This window comes from Streptomyces sp. NBC_01537 (assembly GCF_045040445.1).
Taxonomy (GTDB): domain Bacteria; phylum Actinomycetota; class Actinomycetes; order Streptomycetales; family Streptomycetaceae; genus Actinacidiphila.
The window spans coordinates 5,341,000-5,358,603 of sequence record NZ_CP109392.1 but is presented as its reverse complement, the minus strand read 5'-3'; the positions used below and the strand labels follow the sequence as shown (position 1 = coordinate 5,358,603).

Below are 17,604 nucleotides of genomic sequence, written 5' to 3'. Positions count from 1 at the left end.
TGCGTGGTGCGGACCGGGCGCGTCACTCGCTGGTGGCGGTGGTGCTGCTCTCCCGTTGGACCAGCGCCGGTTCGACGATGGAGGTGTGGGGCGGCCGGTTCGGGTCGTCGATGTGCTCGGCGAGTAAATCGACGCACCGCCGGGCGACGGATTCCAGCGGCTGGCGCAGGCTGGTCAGGGTGGGCTGGACCACTGTGCACAGCGGGCTGTCGTCGAAGCCGATGACCGCCACGTCACGGCCCACGGTCTGTCCACGCTGGCGTACCGCCTGCATCGCGCCGACAGCCGTGGCGTCGCACACGCAGACCAGGGCGGTCGGCGGCGCGGGGGCGCTCAGCAACTGCTCGGCCAGCACCGCGCCGCCCGCTATTCCTCCCGGGCCCCGGGCCGCCAGCCCCTCCGACGGCAGGTCGAGAGCCTTCGTGGTTTCCAGCCAGCCCGCGTAGCGGTCGTCGCCGACTTCGTCGCCCGGGTTCCAGCCGATGAATCCGATCCGGCGATGTCCCGCCGCCGCCAGGTCCTGCACCGCGAGGCGGACGCCGCTGGCACCGTCGACGTCGATCCAGGAGTACGGCCGGGCGGGCTCGCTCCAGGGCCGCCCGAAGGAGACGAAGGGGATCTCGCGGTCCGACAGCCAGGTGGTGCGCTGATCCGCACTGTGCGAGTTCATCAGGATGAAGCCGTCGACGGCGTTGCGGCCCAGCAGGTCGGCGTACATGACGATCTCGTCGTCATCGTCGTCGGCGCAGAAGACGATCACCCCGTAGCCGCGTTCGCGGCCCGCCACGGAGAGCGCGTGCAGGAACCGGTCCTCGATCGAGGCGATCCCGGAGCCGGAGGAGCGGGAGAAGCGGAAGCCGATCATGCCGGTGCTCTGGGTCCGCAGGTTGCGGGCGGCCTGGCTGGGCTTGTAGCCCAGGGCCTCGATCGACTCAAGAACCCGTGCCAGAGTGTCGGGCTTCAGCCGGTCCGGTGCGTTGATCGCGTTGGAGACCGTCTGGTACGAGACCCCGGCGTGCTGGGCGACGGCTTTGATGGTCGGGCGAGCCGACGGCTCGCCCGGCACTCGTCGATCAGGCGTCATGGTGTGCGCTCCGGCTTCTTTGCCGTAGGTGATTTTGATCGTTCTAAGGGAAGCTGGCGATACTGTTCCATATGAACGTTCAAATGGATAGTCTTCGGCCGAAAGTCAGTCACACGAGATGGGAAACCCATGGCAGAGACACCTCCGCAGCAGCCGTACCTGCATGATTTGCTGTGCGCGGTACGGGCCCCGGCGGTGGCGCTGTCCGGGCGGGACGGTGGCATCGCGGGCAGCGGCGTCAACGGCGTGTTCGTCAACGACCGGCGCATCCTGTCCGTCTCGGCCGTCGAACTCCAAGGGGCCGAACTGACCTCCGTACTGGGCGAGTTCCAGGGAGCGGGCACAACCCGCGCCCTCCTTGTCGCCCGAGGGCTGGGGGACAACGGCGCCGACCCGACGGTGTGGGTGGAACGCCGCCGGGAACTGCTGGCAGACCGGGTGCGCGAGACTGTCGAGATCCGCTCCGCGGCGAGGGTGCCGGTGACCACCTCGTTGACGCTGACCCTGCGCTGCGACCTCGCCGCGATCGCGGACGTCAAGACCGGCCGCCCGGCCACGGACCTCCCGGCCGCCCCGCTGCCCGACGGCCTGACCTGGTCCACCGATTCCGGGGACGGGGGCCCGGTGGTCGAGGCGACCGCCCGCCCGCTGCCGGCAGGCGTGGCCCCGGCCGGCGGACGGCTGAGCTGGCCCGTCGCCCTGGAACCCGGGCAGACCGCACGCTTCACCGTCGACATCGTCGCGCGGGACCCCGACCCGTCCCCGGTACTCGACCGCGGCCCGGAGTCAGTGATCGCGGACATCACCGTCGACAGCGCCGATCCGCGCCTCGCGCTGCTGGTCGAGCAGTCCCTGGCCGACCTGCGCGGCCTGGAACTGCGGGACGCCGCCGACCCCGACGATCACTTCATCGCCGCGGGCGCCCCATGGTTCCTCACCCTGTTCGGCCGGGACTCCCTCATCACCGCCCGGATGCTGCTGCCTCTGGGAACCCGGCTCGCGGCGGGCACTCTGCGGGCGTTGGCCCGCAGGCAGGGCGCCAAGGTCGACCTGCCGACGGCCGAGGAGCCCGGCAAGATCCTCCACGAGATCCGGCGCGAAACCACCGAACACCAGGCATTCACAGACACCGACCAGCAGCTGTCGCTGCCGCCCGTCTACTACGGGACCGTCGACGCGACCCCCCTGTGGATCACCCTGCTCCACGACGCCTGGCGCTGGGGCATGCCCGAGGACGAGGTCGCCAAGCTGCTCGACCCGCTGACCGCGGCACTGGCCTGGATGCGCGACCACGGCCAGAACGAGGCGGGCTTCCTCAGCTACGTCGACTCCTCGGGCCACGGCCTGGCCAACCAGGGCTGGAAGGACTCCAACGACTCCATCCAGTTCAACGACGGCCGCCTCGCCCAAGCACCCCTGGCGCTGAGCGAGGTCCAGGGCTACGCCTACCAGGCCGCCATCTGCGGGGCCGCGCTGCTGGACGCCTTCGGCCGGCCCGGCGGCGACAGCTGGCGCTCCTGGGCCGCCGAACTGTCGGCCCGCTTCCGGGAGCACTTCTGGATCACCGACCCGACCGGCCGCTTCCCCGCAGTCGCCCTCGACGCCCAGGGAACACCGGTCGACTCGGTCGCCTCCAACATGGGGCACCTGCTCGGCACCGGCATCCTCGACGCCGAGGAATCGGCCGCAGTGGTCGCGAGGCTCGGCTCGCCCACCATGTCCTCCGGATACGGCCTGCGCACCATGGCCACCTCCGCTGCCGGATACAACCCGCTGAGCTACCACGGCGGATCGGTGTGGACCCACGACACGGCGCTCACCATCCACGGCCTCGGCCTCGCCGCCGCCCAGGGCGTTCCCGGCGCCGCCCAGGTGGCCGCCGCACTCATCGACGGAATCCTCGACGCCGCCCCGGGCTTCCACTACCGGATGCCCGAACTCCACGGCGGCGAACCCGCCCGCAGAGGCGGGACCCCCACCCCCTACCCGGCTTCCTGCCGCCCCCAGGCATGGGCCGCCGCATCCTCGATCACCCTGCTCACCACCCTGCTCGGAATCACCCCCGATCTCCCCGGGGCGACGCTGAGAGTCCGCCCGCTCCGCGAGACGACCGACCCCGGTATCACGGTCCGAGGCCTGCTGATCGGCGAGCACCGGATTGACGTGTAGCAGCCCGGGTCGGCGCGCAAACGGAGCTTGATCCGCTCGACGGACAACCGAGAGGGGGGTTCGTCGGGGCCTATCTGGTGGGGTCGTTCTGGCATGGCGTGAGCGGCTCGTACAGCGACCCGGACTACCTGTTGTCACCGAGAGCGAACTCGACGGCGAGGCGGAGCAGGTGCCCACGTGGGCGAGACATCTGGAGGTGACGTTGCGGTTAGCGAATACAACGCATCCCGGATGCTCGTGCTCTCGTGGAGGTAAGTAGCCCAGCGGCCAAGTCAGGCTCTCTCCACGGTAGTAACCACGTCCACTGGCATGGGTGTGCGCGACCGTCTGCCATCGCACAACGCGAACAAAGCCAGCCGGAGGGAGATCAAGACGAGGACGACGCGTCGAACGCCTCCGAAGGGGACACTGCCTGACGCCATGTTCCCCATACGTTCCCCTTGGCTCTCGCAACGGGTCCCTCGCGATCTACTCCCGACGAGAAAGGCCAGTTCAGAGGCTTAAGACCGCAGATCTCGTCGCAGAAATCAAACAGCCGACCTACGCATTACGATCCGCAGAGTACGGGTATCCGATTCGCCCGAATCCCAAGGTCAAAGAAAGCAAAAAACCCCAGGTCAGAGGCCTGACCTGGGGTTCACCATGGAGCCGCCTTCGGGATTCGAACCCGAGACCTACGCATTACGAGTACGCGAGCGGTCGTGCTGCGTCATGCCCTGGGGTGTTGCCAGTTCTCATTTTGCCTGGTCAGAGGACACGAGTCGGGCCGGTTGTGCCACCTCGTGTTGGCAGGTCCAAAGGCGTCCGCGCTCCCCTTGCGCTCCCCTTTCGTCCTCAGCCCCGTCTTGTATGGCGCCTCTCGGGCGACAGTGGGACTGGCTGCACTTGGGCGACGCGGGTTCCCCGCCACCTTGCGTATGGCGGGGTTTCACGCGTCGGGTCGGTCGGTCAGGCAGGGTGCGGCGTGATGGTGAGGTACTGCCAGGAGCCGTAGGCGTTCAGGTTGCCCAGGTGCGTGCTGTCGTGGACGTAGTGTGCGCGGATCCGGTACCGGGCGCCGTTCGCCATGCCCTTCCAGGGCAGGTTGTCCACGATCGCGCTGCCTCCGCCGGGTGTCTGGCAGGCGGAGGTACTGACGGTACGCCAGTGGCCGGAGCGCAGGCGCTGCAGCGTTACATACACACACTTACCGACGTCGACGGGGGCGATCGTCGCCATGAACTGCGGCGCCGGGGGCGCGTCGCGGATGTAGACGCGGTAGAGGTGGCCGCCGATGTGGGTGCTGTGGTCGTACAGCCGCAGGCTGTCGATGACCTTGGCGTGGACCGCGACCGAGACTGTGGCGGTCGCCGGGGCGTAGCGGTAGTCGCCGGTGAAGGCGGCGGTGAAGGTGGTGTTGTGGGTGAGCTTGTAGTGGACGACCAGATTGCCGTGGGCGTCGACCTTGCCGGACTTGATCAGGGTCTTCTTCCCGCTGCCGCTGCGCTGGGCGTAGACGGCGACGGTGTGGCTGTTGTAGGTCGTGCCGAGGTGGGCGGTGACGGTGGCCTGGGCGTGGTAGGCGTACGTCTTGGCGTTGGCGGACACCTTCAGGGCCGTGGCGGCGCGGGAGACCTGGACGGTGGCCGAGCCGGAGGCGGCCTTGTTGGCACTGTCGCCGGGGTAGGTCACGGTGTAGGTGTTCGCCGCCCCCACGGTGGGGGTGTCGGCGATGGTGAAGGTGCCGTCGGCGGCCAGCGGCGCGTCCTTGAGCGCGGTGCCCTTCGGGTGGGCCGCGTCGGTCCTGGTGACATGGACGACCTCGCCGGCAGCGTACGGCCCTGTGAACAGGTGCCCGGGGATGGTGAGCGGCACGGCGCGGCCGCTCTTGGCCGGGGCGGTGAGGGCGAGGAAGGGGACGCCTTTGGCGACGGTGGCGTCGAAACTGCCGTCGGCAGGCTGGTGGGAGGCATCGCCGGTGTAGACGAACCGGTAGGTGTACTTGCCCTCTGCGGGCGGGGTGTCCGAGAAGCTGAAGTATCCAGCCCTGCCGGAGATGGCGGTGTAGAGCGGGTCGGGCAGCGCGACCCCGTCCGGGTGGGCCGAATCGATCCGCGTGACATGCGCGACCGTACTGACGAACGGGGTTCCTTCCGTCACGATGCGGAGCCAGCCCGTGACCGCCTCGCCTGGCCTGACCACGCTGCCCATCGTCCCGTAGGCGTCCGTGATCGCCACCTCCGGGCCCTTGACCACCCGTAGCGTCGGCTGGCCCGAGGCGTTGTCGACCGTCACGACGAAGAGCCTGCTGCCATCGGGATCCCACGCCACGCCACGGTCCGCGAAGTGAGAGAAGTCAGGACCCGCGAAATAGTTCATCGGTGTCGCATTGTCCGGGCGGTAGATTTCAAGCAGGTGGTCGCTCTGGCTCAGGACCATCGCGCCGTCGGGAGCGACGCCCACCGCTGTCGGGTAGAACCACCTGCCGTAGCCATCAGGATCCGGAGCGAGGTCGGAAGTGCGGTAATCGCTCGTCGTCAGGTGCTGGCCCAGGCGCCCGATCAGGACGTCCTTGCCGTCCGCCGTGACGGCGAACTGCGCCAGACCTGTCATGGCAAGCGTCGTGGAAGCCGTACGTTCAGCCGCCCCTGACGACACGTCGAACACCGCGAAGTCAGCGGCATCCGCACCCTGCACCCCGGCCACCAGAACCCCGGACGAGCCGATCTGTCCCGGCCTCGTCGCCAGCAACGGCGCCCCCGCCCACGTACCGGCGGGGTCCTGGTCCAGCGCGACGGCATCCGGCCCGGCTCCGCTCACATCCAACGAGCCGATCGCCCCGGCCCCGGCCGTCCCGTAGCCGAACCACACCCGACCCCCGGCGACCGCCAGCGAGGCGGGGTGCGTCCCACTGCCGGTATCGTCGCGGGCGGTCTCCTTCAGCGTGCCGGTGTCGATCACGGATATCGCGTCGCCGTCGGTGAGCGCCGCATACAGCGTCCCGCCATCACCGGACAACGCCAGGGACGTCGCACCGGGCTCCGACGGGATGGTGGCGACCGTGTTCCCGTCCAGGTCCGTGACCAGCAGACTGTCACTGCCGGAACCGCCGCTGATGAACACATGACCGTGCGCTGCGTCCACCACCATGTCCGCGAAATGCACGAACGGCAACGGAACAGCGATGTCCGCACTTGCGGCGCTCGCAACCGGCGCGATGCCACAGGTGACCCCGGCCAGAACAGCGAGCGCGATCCCCAAAGAGAACCTGGCCAATTTCATGAATTCCTCAAGGTTTGCTTTACAGGCGCCGATAGAATTCCAGTCTTGCAGAATCCTCCTCGATAATTTCCAGAATATCATCCGCATACCCTTTGACTTCTGGACTCCGGGCGGCAAGGAACTCTCGGTAGACAAGCAGTAGTCCATCGCGGATTACTGCGGCACATTGAAGGTACAGACTCGATTCGAGCGTGTCACCGTCCTCCTCCCCGGCCGCGAAGCCGAGGATAAGTCGGAGAACGTCCCTCACCTGATCCGGGGCCATCCCGTCCACCATAAGAGCCATAACGACCGCGCAGACAGCCGGTGCGGGACTCATCAGGACGGACTGGACAAAGACATGATTTTCGAGACTACCGATCGCCCCGGACGCATTCCCATCGATGATGGACTCGAGAGTATCGAGGAGATGACGGGACGGGAGCCCGCACCCGCATTCGATAGAATCCCAGTCGTGCCGTGCCAGTTCTGCACGCGCGAGACTCACCATGCCGTCAACTCCCCATAATTTCGATGCGCATCCGCGCATCTTATCTCGACTCGTACCATGACCCCTCCGGGTCCCCAGCAACACCCTCTCCAACGCTTGCCTGCGGATAGTCCAGCTGGCACTTCGGACAGACATACTTACCGGTCGCAATGAATCCGTTATCTGATCGCTCCGCGACGTATGCTGTTCCAAATCGAATTTTAGTCCAGTCTCCACCCAGTAGATTCACCACATTGCCTTCGGCGCAGTAGGTCAATGCGCAGCCGCCAGGCCCTGGGCCGGAAGATGCCACCGCCAGGTCGCCCGTCTCGATGTGGTAACCAGAGACGTACGAGCGCGTGGAGGTCTTCGACGTACGGTTGGCTACAGCCGCGGCACGCGCCAGGTGCTCACCACGCGCCAACTGCCCTGCCGGAGCCCAGCCGGGCGGAGCCGATTCCGTGTGACTATAAGACGGTCTGGATTTGGCGCCAGCCTCGCCACGGGACGTCGTGCCTCGTGGAGCAGCGGACGCCGGTTTGGTGCCGGAGGACCCAGCGCCGGGGTCACTGGGTTTGGCTGCTGCGGCTTCGGCTTTCTGGGCCTGGCCTTGGGCGTTGGCGCGTTTGAGGTTCGCCAAGTCCTCGGCGTCGGATGTGGCTTCGTTCACGGCCTTGGTTCCGGCGCCGGCGGCAGCGGCGGCGTCACTCTCGATGGCGCCCTCGGCTTCCTCCGCTGCGCCGACGGCCCCCACTTCCGGGCCGTCAACCAGCCCACCGGAATAGAGGCCTCCGGCAACATCGCAGGCATCGGTGTGGCTCTGCCCGCCCCCGTTGAGCCAGAAGGTGCAGACAGCCATGTCCCAGAAGCCAACAGCAACGTCCACGATGAGGTTGCCGGCGTTGGGGTCAGGGGGATTGGCGTACGGGACGGACTGGGCGGCGGGCGCGGGAGAAGCGGTGGATGAGGATGTGCTGCCGCTGGAGGTGTCGGTGGGGGGAGTACCGGCGGAAGGGGTCGGGTGGGGGGTGCAGTCGACGACGCATGGGTTCAGCGATTTGTGTCTGTACCAGTCGTCGTAGCCCGTCGGGTCGGAGCCGCTGGCGGGGTTGTCGGCGGCGTAGGTGTAGCCGCCCATCTGGTTGGGGTCGCCGGCCTGGAAGATCGGGTCGGGGGTGAGGAAACGGCCGAGGGTGGCGTCGTAGTTGCGGGCGCCGAGGAGGTTGAGGCCGGTGGTGGCGTCGGTGGGTTGGCCGAGGAAGCCGTGGTTCTCGTCGGCGGCTACCCAGGTGGTGGGCTTGGTGCCGCGGGGGTTGCCGTAGGGGTCGTAGAAGCGGCGGGTGACGGCGAGGGTGGAGGCGTCGATGGCGGTGGTGGCGGTGCCCTGGGCGTTGGCGACCTGGTAGGTGACGGTGCCGGAGCTGGAGCGGGTGATGGTGGTGCCGTCGGGGCCGGTGTAGTTGCGCAGGCCGGTGCAGGTCTTGGCGGAGACATTCTGGGTGATCTGTTCGGTGCCGCCGAAGAGATACAGGATGCGGGTCTTGTCGGTCCCGCTGACGGTGGACGTCTGCTCCAGGAGGTTTCCGTCGGCGTCGTAGAGATACTTGCTGGTGTTGGTGCTGGTCCCCGACGGGGTGGAGACCGATGCGGTTCGGCCTTCGGCGTCGTAGGTGAGGTTCTGCGTCCGGCCGGGGGGCGTGGCGCCGGTACCGGCGGTGGCGACCTGGCGTACACCGGCCCCGAGCCCTTGATGTGGGACTCCAGCGCCCCGAGCACTCCGCCGACGCTGCTCCAGAAGTCCGACGCAGAGGCAGACGCCGCCACCGGTCCGGTCGCCACCGCCGTCGAGGCATCCTCCGTCGACGGCCCCGGCACCGATGCCACCGTCGCACCGGTACCCATGACCGCCACCAGCGACGCCCTCACCCTCACCCCGGACGCCGACCTGCTCACCGGCCCGGACACCACCTACCCGGTGTTCATCGACCCCTACGAAAACCCGGTCACCAGCACCGTGGGCCACTTCACCGAGGTCTACTCCAGCTCCACCTGCAACAACTCCCCCCAGTACGACAAGGCCCAGACCAACGGCCAAGGCGTGGGCTACCAGCGCTGGGGCGGCGCCTGCGGCACCGGCCTTGAACGGTCCTACTGGGCCCTCAACACCAAAGACCTACACTCGTCGTTCGTGGTCTACGACGCCTTCGTGACGGTCTCCACCACGTACGCGGCAAGCTGGAACTGCAGCCAGAACCAGCCGCTCACCCTGCACACCGTCAACGCGATCAGCTCCAGCACCGACTGGCTGTCCAGGCCCGGCACCCACGACTCCGCCTTCCCACCGGCGACGGACACGGTGCCCAGCGGCGCCAACTCCGGCAGCTCCTGCAGCAACACCACCGCCACCTTCCACGTCACCGACCAGGCCCAGAAGATCGCCGACGCCGAGGGCGACGGCTACGACGCGGACGGTACCTACGGTGCCGCCACCAACACCTGGACCTTCGGCCTCTACGGCAACGAGTCGATCTCCAGCAGCAACGACGACTACCTGCGGATGTCCACCACCCTGAAACTCACCACCCGGTTCGACGTCCCGCCCTACGTGCCCACCAGCCTGCACACCACCCCTGGCGCCACCGGCGCCGCCGCGGCCTGCACCACCAGCGGCGCGGGCTGGATCGGCGCGACGACCTACTCCGACGCCGGCAGCAACATCAAACTGCACTCCCTCGTCGACAGCCCGATGTCCGGCGCGCTGGTCAAGGCCCATTACTACGTCTGGGACCGCGCTGTCGATCCGGACGGCGACGGCAACGGCACCGCCATGTCCACACCGGACAGCGCCTTCCTCGCCACCACCACCCCCACCGACGCGGTCATGAACATCGGCTTCACCCTCAAGGACGGCCACCAGTACGGCTGGGACGCCTACGCCGAGGACAACTCAACCCTCAAGCTGACATCGGCGAAGTCGGACCACTGCTGGTTCACCGCCGACTTCACCGCCCCCCAGACCCCGGACGTGACCACCAACCCGTCCTTCCCACCGGTCGGCTCCGGCTCCGCCGACCCCATGGTCTACGCCGGCGTGGGCAAGACGGCCGACTTCACCGTGGCCGCCGTGGACAGCCCTGCCTCCGACACCACCTGTGACCCCGGCCCCTGCAAGTCCAGCGGCATGGACCACTTCCTGTGGAAACTGGACACCCCACCCACCGCCGCCGACGCCACCCCCGCCGACGTCACCGGCACCGACACCCAGGGCCGCTCCACCGCCACCCTGCTCGTGCCAATCACCGACTGGGGCGTCCACACCCTGTACGTGACCGGCGTCGACAAAGCCGGCAACATCTCCACCAGCCCCACCGCCTACACCTACACCGTCCCCTGGAACCCCACCACCAAGGTCACACCCGGTGACATCTCCGGCGACGGAGTCCCCGACCTGCTCGCCACCACCAAAACCGGCGACCTCGAACTCATCCCCGGCAACACCGACCCCGCCCAGTCCGCCACACCCGCGCAGAGCGGTCCGGTCACCACTACGGCCCCGCCGATCACCGGTCCGACCATCGTCTCCACCAAGGACGAATCCCCCGACGGCACCGACTGGAACAACTACCTCATCGCCCACCGCGGCAACCTGCACGGACAGGACTTCGACGACCTCATCGCGTTCAACAAGCAGAACCAGCAGCTCTACGTGGTCAAGAACGACCTCGACCCGGCAGCCGGAGGCGGCACCTACTCCACCTACCCGGGTTTCCTCGGCAAGCGGGAATCGCCTGTCGGCCTGAGCAGGCCCAGCTGCGACGTGACAGGTACCGTTCCCGACAGCCGCTGCGGCGGCGCCGGATACGACTCATCGACGCCCTGGAACATCAGCCAACTCATCGCTCAGAACTACGGATCCGGCCAGTACCCCGCCATCATCACCGTCGAGAACAACAAACTCTGGTTCTACCAGTCCACGGGCGGCCCCGGCCTGGTCTACCCGCTGCTCCTCGGCGACGGCGACTGGTCCGGCCAGACCCTGATCGCCGCCGGCACCCTGAACGGCGCACCGGTCCTGTGGTCCCGCGACAACACCACCGGCGCCCTGTACAGCTACGACATCACCCCGGACAGCACCGGGCTGCCTCCCCTGCTCCACCCCACCGTCCACACCAACCTCGGCCTCACCCTGCCCCCGGCGAGCTACCCCCTCATCGCCTCGCCCGGTGACGTCAACAGCCTCGTCCAGGACGCCACCGCCGGTGGGCCGGACGGCATCCCCGACCTGTACACCGTCGACACCTCCGGCCAGCTCATCGAGTACCCGTACCGGCAGAGCACCGCCACCCCGCCCACCTACGCATTCGCCCCGCCGGTCTCCCTGGGCTCCGTGAGCGACACCGCCACCCACTGGTGGAAGCTCGCCGAAGGCACCGGCGCCACCAGCGCCGACAGCACCGGCACCCTGAGCGCCACCCTGTCCGGCGCATACAGCTGGGCCACCGACACCTCCCGCGGCAAGGTCCTCAGCCTCACCGGTACCACCGGCTACGGCGCCGCCACCGGACCCGCCGTCGACACATCAAAGAGCTACACCGTCTCAGCCTGGGTCAAGCTCAACTCGCTGGCCGCCAACAGCACATTCATCTCGCAGCCCGGCGCCACCAACTACGGCCCCGGACTGCAGCTCTACTACTCCTCCGGTGCCCAGGCCTGGGCCTTCGGACGCCGCAGCGCCGACGTCGCCGGCGGCCCCTGGCGTGCCGCCTACGGCAGCAAGGCCACCACCGGCCAGTGGACCCACCTGGTAGGCGTCTACGACGCCCCCGCCCAGGAACTACGCCTCTACGTCAACGGCAAACTCACCGGCACCCAAGCCTGGACCTACACCCCCTGGAACGCCACCGGCCCCCTCCAGATCGGCCGCACCGTCAGCGGCGGCGGCTACGTCGAATACGCCAACGCCTCGATCAGCAACATCCGCCTCTACCCCACCGCCCTGCCCCCCGCCGACGCCGCAGCCACCGGCGACACCCCCAAGGCCGTCCAACTCGACTGAGCAACACAGCCATCTCCAGGCCCGTCCCGGCAGCACCCCGGGACGGGCCGACCCATGACACAGACAGATGGCCGACGGACCCCCATCGTCGACAGGCGGCCGACGAGAACGCGGTGTGCGGGGTGCGGCGGCTCACTTGTCGAGTCACAACAAGCGCGCAGCAAGCAACGCCCCTCCCGCCGCCCAGTCCGAGAAGGTCACGGCTCCTGCCGACAGCCGGGTGGGAACCGTCCCTCCACCGTTCCCGCAAGCGTCACTGAGGGCCGTTTTGCAGTATGCGGATGCGGACCAAGCAGACCGCCCGCCGCGCTCGGGCTGTCCCAATGCGCTCCCCTCGCGCTCCCCTGACCAACCCGCGTCCCACTCAACGCGCCGTCAAGATCAGCACACTGCCAAGAAACCCCAAGTCAACGGGCTAAACCACGAACATGTTCCGCTTGCCATTCCCGCGAGACAACCGGCGACCAACGCACCGTAATGCGTAGGCCGAAAAGCCCCTCCCCAGGGATTTTCCATGGTCACAGGAACGGAAAAACCCCAGGTCAGAGGCCTGACCTGGGGTTCACCATGGAGCCGCCTTCGGGATTCGAACCCGAGACCTACGCATTACGAGTGCGTTGCTCTGGCCATCTGAGCTAAGGCGGCAAGCTGCCCAGCCAGAGTGGCTCAGCAGCGGGCCCAAGTCTACACAGTATTGGGGGGTGCCTCTGACCAGGCGGGGCCTGGTCAGAGGTGGTGGGGTCAGCAGGTTTTGTTGTCGGCGGGGACGTCGCCATCGAGGAGGTAGCGGTTGACGGCGGTGTCGATGCAGTCGGAGCCGCGGCCGTAGGCGGTGTGGCCGTCTCCGTTGTAGGTGAGGAGGGTGCCGGAGTCGAGTTGCTCGGCGAGGGACTGGGCCCAGGCGTAGGGGGTGGCGGGGTCGCGGGTGGTGCCGACTACGAGGATGGGGGCGGCGCCGGGGGCGGAGATGCGGTGGGCGGCGCCGGTGTTGGGGATGGGCCAGTAGCCGCAGATGAGGCTGGACCAGGCGAGGTTGGCGCCGAAGTGGGGGGAGGCGGCAAGGAAGGAGGGGAGGGCGCGGTCGACGGCGTCGGGGCCGGAGAGGGCCGGCGGGAGGTCGAGGCAGTTGACGGCGGCGTTGGCGTACATGAGGTTGGCGTACTGGCCGCTGGAGTCGCGCTCGTAGTAGGAGTCGGAGAGGCGGAGCAGGCCGCTGCCGTCGCCGTTGGTCTTGGCCTTGGTGAGGGCGTTGCGCAGCGTGGTCCACATGGCTTCGTCGTACATCGCGGAGATGACGCCGGTGGTGCCGAGGGCCTCGGTGAGCTTGCGGCTGGAGCCGGTGGGGAGGGGCTTGGCGTCCAGTTGCTTGAAGAAGGTGTCGAGGTCGGCCCCGGCGGCCTTGACGCTCCCGGTGCCCAGGGGGCAGGTCGAGCGGGCGACGCAGTCCTTGGCGAAGGCGGCGAAGGCGGTCTCGAAGCCGCCGGCCTGGGCGCGGGAGGACTCGAGGGCGGAGACCGAGGGGTCTACGGCGCCGTCGAGGACGAGGCGGCCGACGCGGGAGGGGAAGAGGCCGGCGTAGGTGGCGCCGAGGAGGGTGCCGTAGGACTTGCCGACGTAGGTGAGCTTGGTGTCGCCGAGGAGGGCCCGGAAGATGTCCATGTCACGGGCGGACTCGACGGTGGAGACGTGGGCGAGGAGCTTGCCGGAGCGCTGCTGGCAGGCGGTGGCGAAGTTCTTGTCGGCGGTGACGAGGGCCTTCTGCTCGGCGGCGTCGTCGGGGGTGACGTCGGTGGCGGCGAAGGCGTCCATCTGCTTGTCGGTGAGGCACTTGACCGGCTCGCTGCGGGCCACGCCGCGCGGGTCGACGGCGGCCATGTCGTAGCGGGTGGTGACGGGGGCCGGGTAGCCGACGGCCGCGTACTGCAGGTAGTCGATGGCCGAGCCGCCGGGGCCGCCCGGGTTGACCAGGAGGGAGCCGAGGCGGGAGCCGGGGCCGGTGGCCTTCTTGCGGGCGACGGCGAGCTTGAGGTCGGTGGCGGTGGAGGGGGCGGCGTAGTCCAGCGGGACCTTCATGGTCGCGCACTGGAAGTCGGCGGCCCCGCAGTCGTGCCAGTTCAGGGTCTGGTCGTAGTACGGCTTCAGCGCGGCGGAGTCCGAGGTGGCGGACGAGGGCAGTGCGGAGAGCGTCGACTGCGGTGAAGACGAAGGGGAGGAGGCGGCGGCGCTGTGGCCCTCGCCCCCTGCGGTGCATGCCGTGAGCAGCAGCCCGGCGACCGCGAGGACGGTGCCGGAGGTGCGGAGCAGGCGCGGGGTGTCCATCAAGGTGCCTCGGTTCCTCCCGTCGGGTGATTGCGAGCGTATCCGGCCGGGTGGGGTGGGATCCGCCCTCCGACGTCCTCTTATGGGTGATTCGGGTGTGCGGGGCCGTCCAGCTTCTCGGTGAAGTAACCCGCGATCAGGGCCAGGAGGCGGCGGGGCGGGTCGATGCCGTCGAGGATCCGGACCTCGCCGGGGCCGGCTGCCCTGAGCGCGTCGCGGAGGCGGAGGGCGGATGCGGCCCGTGCCTCGTCCCCGGCGGGGGTGGCGAGGAGGAGCTGGGTGCGGGCAGGGGTACGGGGGCGGTCGTCGCCGGGCGCCGGGGATGGCTGGTCGTACGTGGCCGAGGCCGCGGCGACGGCCTCGTAGCGGCCGGGGTGGGCGAGGGCCTCGTTCACGGCGCAGGGTGCGGCTTCGTCGCCCAGGCCGAGCAGCGCGCGGGCGGTGCGGGCGGGGGCGATGCGGTAGCCGTCCAGGAGCTTGGTCGGGACCGCCGTGCCGCAGCGGCCGGGGCCTGGCAGTACGACGACGAAGGGGTCGGCCAGGCCGCGGGCGGTGTGGGCGGCGAAGGCGGTGAGGAGGCTGTTGACCTGGGCTTTCGGCGCGTAGGCGATGACGAGGGGGAAGTCGAGGTCCGCGGCGCTCGCGTAGCCGTACTGCTCGGGGAGCCAGATGTGCGTGCCGTCCGCGAGCTGCTGGAGGGTGCCGTCGGCGGGGTGCGCGATGGTTCGGGGCCGCGCCGGAGGCGCGGGGGCGGGAGTCGGGGCGGGGGCGGCTGCGGGGGCGCGCAGGGGGGCGCGTACGGGGGTGTGGGCGGCCGCATTGTGCGCCGGGCGTGCGCTCCCCCAGGGCCAGGATCCGATCCCTACGTACAGCGCGGCCAGTGCGGTGGCTGCCGCGACGGCGGCGGCGGTCGCGCGCAGGGCGGTGCCGGTGCGGTTGACCGGCAGTTCGTACGGCCTGCCGGCTCGTTCGGCCCACCAGTGGCGCAGGGCGGAGAGGCCGAGGACGGTGGCGGTCGCGGCTGCGAGGGCGGCGGTGAGCAGGGGGAAGAGAGGAAGGGGGGCGGCCACGTTGACAGCGTGGGGTACGTGGCGACGGGTGCCGTGCGTTGACGCGGCACGGTCACCCGGACGGCCGCGCGGTGGCTCAGCCCGCTCGCAGCGCCAGCGTCATCGCTTCCACCGCCAGCAGCGGGGCGACGTTGCGCTCGAGGGCTTCGCGGCAGGCGAGGATCGCCTCGATGCGGCGGAGGGTGTGTGCGGGGCGGGACTCGGCGGCGACGCGGTCGAGGGCGTCGCGGGATTCGAGGTTGGCGATGGCGAGGCCGGAGCCGAGTTGGAGGGCGAGGACGTCGCGGTAGAAGCCGGCGAGGTCGGTGAGGGCCAGGTCGAGGGTGTCGCGGGTGGTGCGGGTGGAGCGGCGCTTCTGGCGGTCGGCGAGGTCCTTCATGACGCCGGCGGTGCCACGGGGCATGCGGCTGCCGACACCGGCGGCGGCGCCGAGGGCGGCGCGCAGCTCTTCGGTCTCCTTGGCGTCGACCGTCTCCGCGACCTCCTTGGCGTCCTCGGAGGCGGAGTCGACGAGCTCCTGGGCGGCCTTGAGGCAGCCGCCGACATCGGCGACGCGGAGCGGGAGCTTCAGGACGGCGGCGCGCCGGGCCCGGGCGCGCTCGTCGGTGGCGAGGCGGCGGGCGCGGCCGATATGGCCCTGCGTGGCGCGGGCGACGGCATCGGCGACGGCCGGGTCGATGCCGTCACGGCGTACCAGGACCTCGGCGACGGCCTGGACGGGCGGCGTACGCAGGGAGAGGAGCCGGCAGCGCGAGCGGATCGTCGGGAGGGCGTCCTCGACGGAGGGTGCGCAGAGCATCCAGACGGTACGGGGGGCGGGCTCCTCGACGGCCTTGAGCAGGACGTTGCCGGCGCCCTCGGTGAGGCGGTCGGCGTCCTCCAGGAGGATCACCTGCCAGCGGCCGCCGGCCGGGGAGAGCGCGGCCCGGCGGACCAGGTCACGGGTGTCCTTGACGCCGATCGACAGGCCCTCGGTACGGACCACCTCGACATCGGCGTGCGTACCGATCAGCGTCGTATGGCAGCCGTCGCAGAAACCGCAGCCCGGGACGCCGCCCAGGGCCCGGTCCGGGCTCACGCACTGCAGCGCGGCCGCGAAGGCCCGGGCGGCGGTGGACCGCCCGGAGCCGGGCGGTCCGGTGAACAGCCACGCGTGGGTCATACCCGACCCCGACGCGGCGGGGGCCGCGCCGGACGCCGCCGCCGTGACAAAGGCGTCGGCGTCCCGCGCGGCGGCGGACAGCTGTGCCGTCACCTGGTCCTGTCCGACCAGGTCGTCCCATACCGCCATCGCCGACCGTCCTCCGGTGATCACACGTACCTGCGTACTGCGTACTCACCATTGTCGGGTACGGCACTGACAGGTCGGGCCAGTGATCAGGTCAGTGACGGCGGTTCGTGCTCGTACGGCGGCTCCGGCCGATCATGACCGCGCCCACCGCGAGGCAGCCCGCGGCGAGGGCGGCGGCCATCCCGACCGAGGCGCCGGTCTCGGCGAGGTCGTCACCGTCGTCCACAGCTGTGGACGACGAGGCGCTCGCGCTCGCCGAAGCCGTCGTCGTAGGGTCCGGAGAGCCGACGATCACGGACGCGCTCGGGGAGGGGGACGCGGAGGCGGAGACGGACTCACTCGCGGATTCCGACGCCGATGCCAACACCGACTCGGAGACGGACTCGCTCGGCGAGGCGGACGCGGACTCCGATGCCGACGCGGACTCCGTCGGCGAAGCCGAGGCCGAGGCTGACGACGCCGCACACGTCACCGTGAACCGCTTCGGCCCGACCTCGTCCTTCTTGCGCTCCCAGTACAGCTTGTAGTTGCCGTTCGCCAGCGAGTCGATGGAGGCCGTCGAGCCCTCACCCTTGTCGTCCACGGTGAGCGTGCCGCTCAGCGCGTCCTCGCCCAGCTGGTGGCCGTTGAGGTCCGGGGTCCAGTACTCGACCCACCAGGTGACCGTCTCCCCCGCCTCGAAGTTCGCGGCGTTGAAGTGGAAGTGGCAGACCTCGGCGTCGTTGCCGCGGTGCTTGGCCAGATCCTCGTCGTAGACGTAGATCGTGTCCTTGTCGGACGAGGCGGCCATGGCCGCCGGCGCCGCCGCCCCGCTGAGGGCGGCGGCAGCGGCGGCGACGGCGGCCGCGGTACGGATGCGCATGTTCTCTGTACTCCGGGTCCGAT

At 69.6% G+C, this 17,604-nt stretch carries 10 protein-coding genes and 1 tRNA gene; 3 read left to right on the top strand and 8 right to left on the bottom strand.

The genetic code is table 11. From position 1 onward, the window contains the following. Positions 1-22: 22 nt before the first annotated feature. Positions 23-1,084 carry a LacI family DNA-binding transcriptional regulator gene (locus tag OG607_RS24720; protein WP_405727420.1) on the bottom strand — a complete coding sequence of 354 codons (1,062 nt, stop codon included), beginning with the start codon at positions 1,082-1,084 and terminating at the stop codon, positions 23-25. 129 nt (positions 1,085-1,213) lie between these two features. Here OG607_RS24720 and OG607_RS24715 point away from each other — a divergent pair, with 129 nt between their 5' ends. After that, complete coding sequence (locus OG607_RS24715; protein ID WP_405727417.1) at positions 1,214-3,253, top strand: glycogen debranching N-terminal domain-containing protein; 2,040 nt, start codon at positions 1,214-1,216, stop codon at positions 3,251-3,253. Positions 3,254-4,201: 948 nt separating this feature from the next. On the opposite strand, the gene OG607_RS24710 is transcribed toward OG607_RS24715, so the two are convergent. Next, positions 4,202-6,397, bottom strand: a complete 2,196-nt coding sequence (locus OG607_RS24710; RefSeq protein WP_405727414.1) for a YncE family protein — start codon at positions 6,395-6,397, stop codon at positions 4,202-4,204. A 19-nt stretch (positions 6,398-6,416) separates the two neighbouring features. Here OG607_RS24710 and OG607_RS24705 point away from each other — a divergent pair, with 19 nt between their 5' ends. After that, positions 6,417-6,656, top strand: coding sequence for a hypothetical protein (locus OG607_RS24705; protein WP_405727411.1), 240 nt, complete (start codon positions 6,417-6,419; stop codon positions 6,654-6,656). A gap of 388 nt (positions 6,657-7,044) precedes the next feature. On the opposite strand, the gene OG607_RS24700 is transcribed toward OG607_RS24705, so the two are convergent. Beyond that, positions 7,045-9,006 (bottom strand): RHS repeat-associated core domain-containing protein, encoded by a 1,962-nt coding sequence (locus OG607_RS24700; RefSeq protein WP_405727408.1) that lies wholly within the window; start codon positions 9,004-9,006, stop codon positions 7,045-7,047. 534 nt (positions 9,007-9,540) lie between these two features. Here OG607_RS24700 and OG607_RS24695 point away from each other — a divergent pair. After that, complete coding sequence (locus tag OG607_RS24695; RefSeq protein ID WP_405737017.1) at positions 9,541-12,039, top strand: LamG-like jellyroll fold domain-containing protein; 2,499 nt, start codon at positions 9,541-9,543, stop codon at positions 12,037-12,039. A 568-nt stretch (positions 12,040-12,607) separates the two neighbouring features. Here OG607_RS24695 and OG607_RS24690 read toward each other — a convergent pair. The 5 genes from OG607_RS24690 to OG607_RS24670 form a co-directional block, all read right to left on the bottom strand. Then, positions 12,608-12,684, bottom strand: a tRNA-Thr gene (locus OG607_RS24690). A gap of 96 nt (positions 12,685-12,780) precedes the next feature. Then, positions 12,781-14,358 (bottom strand): alpha/beta hydrolase, encoded by a 1,578-nt coding sequence (locus OG607_RS24685; protein WP_405727405.1) that lies wholly within the window; start codon positions 14,356-14,358, stop codon positions 12,781-12,783. Between the two features lie 80 nt (positions 14,359-14,438). Continuing rightward, positions 14,439-15,428 carry a hypothetical protein gene (locus OG607_RS24680; protein WP_405727402.1) on the bottom strand — a complete coding sequence of 330 codons (990 nt, stop codon included), beginning with the start codon at positions 15,426-15,428 and terminating at the stop codon, positions 14,439-14,441. Between the two features lie 76 nt (positions 15,429-15,504). After that, entirely contained in the window at positions 15,505-16,719 is a 1,215-nt protein-coding gene (locus OG607_RS24675; protein ID WP_405727399.1) for a DNA polymerase III subunit delta', read from the bottom strand. Between the two features lie 91 nt (positions 16,720-16,810). After that, positions 16,811-17,581 (bottom strand): hypothetical protein, encoded by a 771-nt coding sequence (locus OG607_RS24670; RefSeq protein WP_405727396.1) that lies wholly within the window; start codon positions 17,579-17,581, stop codon positions 16,811-16,813. Between the last annotated feature and the right edge of the window lie 23 nt (positions 17,582-17,604).